4 protein-coding genes are annotated in these 3850 nt (G+C 62.0%); 3 read left to right on the forward strand and 1 reads right to left on the reverse strand.

Features of this window, described 5'->3' with window-relative positions; genetic code table 11:
* The first annotated feature begins 106 nt into the window (after nucleotides 1–106).
* Entirely contained in the window at nucleotides 107–358 is a 252-nt protein-coding gene (locus BN1233_RS24560) for a DUF6894 family protein (protein ID WP_046866277.1), read from the forward strand.
* 197 nt (nucleotides 359–555) lie between these two features.
* Here BN1233_RS24560 and BN1233_RS24565 read toward each other — a convergent pair whose 3' ends face one another.
* Entirely contained in the window at nucleotides 556–921 is a 366-nt protein-coding gene (locus tag BN1233_RS24565; RefSeq protein WP_052763916.1) for a DUF7694 domain-containing protein, read from the reverse strand.
* A gap of 479 nt (nucleotides 922–1400) precedes the next feature.
* On the opposite strand from BN1233_RS24565, the gene BN1233_RS24570 reads away from it, so the two are divergent.
* The gene (locus tag BN1233_RS24570) at nucleotides 1401–1706 is read left to right on the forward strand and encodes a DUF6894 family protein (RefSeq protein ID WP_048708283.1); all 306 of its coding nucleotides are present in this window, start codon (nucleotides 1401–1403) and stop codon (nucleotides 1704–1706) included.
* Between the two features lie 987 nt (nucleotides 1707–2693).
* Nucleotides 2694–3850, forward strand: a 1157-nt coding sequence (maeA, locus tag BN1233_RS24575; protein WP_046866549.1) for an oxaloacetate-decarboxylating malate dehydrogenase, incomplete at its 3' end; no start/stop codon positions are given.

Here is a 3850-nt window from a genome sequence, read left to right on the forward strand (position 1 = left end):
GACGCAATCGATCGTGTGGCGGAGCGGTCGCTAAAGGATGATTATCGAGTGGCGAACAAGTTGCCGGACTGAGCATTGACGGCCATGGTTCTCGGCAGGGATCGCAATGCCCCGCTATTATTTCGACCTCCGTGACGGCGAGACGTTCGCTCCCGATAAAGACGGCCAGGAATTCGCCGATCTGGACTCTGCCGAATACGAGGCCGCATGCACCGCGGCACAAATCGGACGCGAACGGCTGCCGGCGAGCGATGCCCGGGAAATCACCATTGAGGTGCGCGACGAACACGGCCAGCGGGTGGTGACCGTAACGGTCTCGATGACAATCACCCGGGTGAAACCCGTGCGCGTGGCATAACTCGCAGAAGGCTGATTGCGGAGCGCATGTCCGGGCGATGCGGGGTATATCTGCAAACAAAACCACTAAGTCTGCAGGTATTACGTCCGCGATGACCCAGTGGCGATTGCCAGGGATGTCAGTGTTGGCGTCGCGGTGGCTGGCGCTGACCACCTCGCACGCAATGTTCTCGTCGAGCATGACGAGTTCGGCGCAGGTCAACCGACCATCCCTTGCGGTGGCCGAGGAATCTCGCGGCCGTCGTTCGGCGACCACCAATGCAGGCAGTAGCGGTGAACGTTCACGTGCTCCGCTTCCGGGACATGCAATTGCATCGCCGGCTGGTCAGCGAAGAACAGTTTTGCGATGAAGCTCATCTCGGGCCAGTCGGGACACCGGTTCGGGAGCGAGACAGACACGTGGTCCCAGCCCTCGCGGGTTGACGCCACGACGGTCAGCGTCACAGCCGTCGCGACGTGGGGGATCCTGAACAGGCCCTGCTGCGACGGAGTGGAACCGGGCCCATAGCATCCCAGCTCGTTTTCACGGTCTCGATAAAGATCCAGAAGTCTGAGATCGATCATGCTCTTCCAAAGGATCGGCTTAACTCATTTCAGCAGATAGCCCTGGAGCGAAGCCACTTCGCAAGCAATTGCCTGACAGCTTCCGATCATGTGAGGTCTTCAGCAGCGGTGTAAAAGTGAGCCGGGGTAAGGTGGCCCCCTTGCTCCCGGTTCTGATCATCAGCATCAGAGCTCTCGATGTCTCCGGCTCACACCACCAATACCACGCGCTGCACGCTTGCCATAAGCGATCTTCCCCCAGAGGCTTTCCGGTCCCCCTCTCGACGTCACTTCACATGAGGCAACAGCCGTCGTTCTGATGTCTAACAAACTCCGATATCGGTGGCGACGTACCCTGTCTGCCGACCCAGAAGGCGCGAGCACGCTCCGGTCGCGCGGGCACGTGATCATCCGCGCCGTTCGCCAAAAGGCGCTTTATGGAGCGGCGAACAAGTCGCCGGGCAAAGCATTGACTACCATTGCGCCAGACAGGAATCCCGGTGCCCCGCTATTACTTCGACGTCCAGGAAGGCGAGCGGTTCGCTCCCGATGAAGACGGTGTGGAGTTCGATGATCTGGACACCGCCGAATACGAGGCCGCGTGCACGGCGGCTGAAATTGGACGCGACCGGCTGCCGACGGGCGAGGCCCGTGACGTCACGGTTGAGGTAAGAAACGAGCATCGCCAGCGGGTGCTGACCATCAGGGTCTCGATGGAGGTCCGCCGGGTGAACCCGCCGCCGGAGCCGCCGCTCAGGCGGCGGGTTAACTCGCTGAGGGGCGGCGTGAACCTGGGAGGCTTGTGATCCGGTCTCGGGGCAGGCCACCAGGTCACGCCCGGCGCAGAGCCACCGTGCCGATCCAGACCTGAGCCGTCTCGCGCTACCGATCAGGGTCGAGTTGGCTCTCGCAGCTGGACGTAGTGAGACCGGTCACGCCTTGATGTCGGCCACGGCGGCGCCGCGCTCGCCGAGGCTCCGGGCGGGCCCGTGGTGTCACGGGAAGTCTGACGCTCCAGTTCGGCGTTCAGCCCGGCTCCGAGCAGCACCGCGAAGGCCGTCAGGTAGGACTAGGTCAGAAGCAGCATCACGGTCCCGAGGAGGCCCATTCTCCGGCTCCCTCTAGACCAGACTCCCTGCTTGAAGCTGCCTTGGAGCGGCTCTCAACAATATCGATCGTCTGGAGGCGCTGAATTCATCCAGCCGCCGGCGACGCCATAAGCATACGAATGCGACAGTGCTCAGTAAGTTCTGCACCTAAGCGCAGCAACGATTGCTGCCTATCGGTTACATAGCCGATCCGACATGACTCTCATTATCCACTGAGTCTTTGATCTGATTCGTAGGTGTATAAGGATTCGAATCTTGGACCCGCTGGTTACGAGCAATCAGGATTATTTGCGGCTTCTAAAGTGGGCGTATGCTACGCTGGACCACTTGTGACTGACACAGTGCCGGGCCTGCAAGCCTGGGCAGCTGCGTTCGCCAGAGCCGCTCCGCCGATAGTCCATGACTCTCGGAGCAGCCCTGAACTAACATCAACTCGGAGCGATCAAGAGATCGCAGTCCTGCGGTTTCCGGAAACCCGGATGGGAGTCAATGCTGGACGGACAGGTCGCGGTAAGGTCGGGGCTCTGATGGTAAACTGGGTCAAGGGTTGAGCATGATCGAAGCGCTCAGGGCCGGTTTGTCGAGTTAGCCATGCTCGAGCACAGAACCCCGAACGAGAACGACTTGCACGTTGGTGCGTGAAAAGGCTTGTGCCCGACATACAGCGATTTTGGAGAGCGCCAGATGGCCACTGAACAAGGTTATGGGATGGTTGACGGACCCTATGTCGAGACCAACCGCAGCAGCTATGACCTTCTAAACCAACCCTTGCTCAACAAGGGGACGGCCTTCACGGACCAGGAGCGCGAGCTCTTCGGGCTACACGGCCTCTTGCCCCCGATCGTCGCCACCCTCGACGAGCAGGTCGCCCGGCGCTTGCAGGCATTCCGCCAGCTCCCGAACGACTCCGAGCGCTATGTCTTCCTGTGCGGGCTCCAGGACACCAACGAGGTGCTCTTCTATGCCCTGCTGGTGCGCCATCTCGAAGAGATGCTCCCCATTATCTACACCCCGACAGTCGGCCTGGGCTGCCAGCAGTTCAGTCAGATTTTCCGCAAGCCTCGCGGCTTATTCCTGAGCATGCCCTACAGGGACCACATTCCGCGCATCCTGAGCCATTCCCATTTCGACAATGTCGAGGCCATTGTCGTGACCGACGGCGAGCGCATTCTCGGTCTCGGTGACCAGGGTGCCGGCGGGATGGGCATCCCGATCGGCAAACTGTCGCTCTACACAGGCTGCGGTGGGCTCCATCCCGCCACCACGCTGCCCGTCCTGCTCGATGTTGGCACCGACAACCCGGAACGCTTGTCCGATCCGCTCTACGTCGGCTGGCGTCACGAGCGCGTGCGCGGCGATGCTTACGACGACTTCGTCGAGGCGTTCGTCTCAGCGGTCGTCGAGCGCTGGCCGCACGTCCTGCTGCAATGGGAGGACTTCGCGCGCAACAACGCGACCCGGCTTCTGGAGCGTTATCGTGATCGGCTGTGTACCTTCAATGACGACGTTCAGGGCACCGCGGTGATCGCTGCCGGGACGCTCCTCGCGGCCGTGAACGTCACCGGCGTGCCCATGCGGGAGCAGCGCATTGCGGTGCTTGGCGCGGGCGGGGCGGGCAGCGGCATCAGCGCGCTGTTGCTGCGGGCCATAATTGAGGACGGCCTGCCGGAGGCGGAGGCCCGCTCGCGCTTCTTCCTCATCGACCGTGACGGGCTCCTCGTGGAGGGCATGCCGGACATCCTGCCTTTCCAGGAACCCTTCGTGCAGCCGCACACCGCGGTGGCGGGCTGGACCTTGGAGCGCGAGAGCACGATCGGCCTCGGCGACGTGATCCGCAACGC

Origin of the sequence: Microvirga massiliensis (assembly GCF_001006805.1) — a bacterium.
In the GTDB taxonomy this organism is placed as follows: Bacteria; Pseudomonadota; Alphaproteobacteria; order Rhizobiales; family Beijerinckiaceae; genus Microvirga; species Microvirga massiliensis.

What these genes read in the sequence shown, in the direction of transcription:
- BN1233_RS24565 (WP_052763916.1), bottom strand. Translation starts at nt 921, where the DNA reads ATGATCGATCTCAGACTTCTGGATCTTTATCGAGACCGTGAAAACGAG.
- BN1233_RS24560 (WP_046866277.1), top strand. Translation starts at nt 107, where the DNA reads ATGCCCCGCTATTATTTCGACCTCCGTGACGGCGAGACGTTCGCTCCC.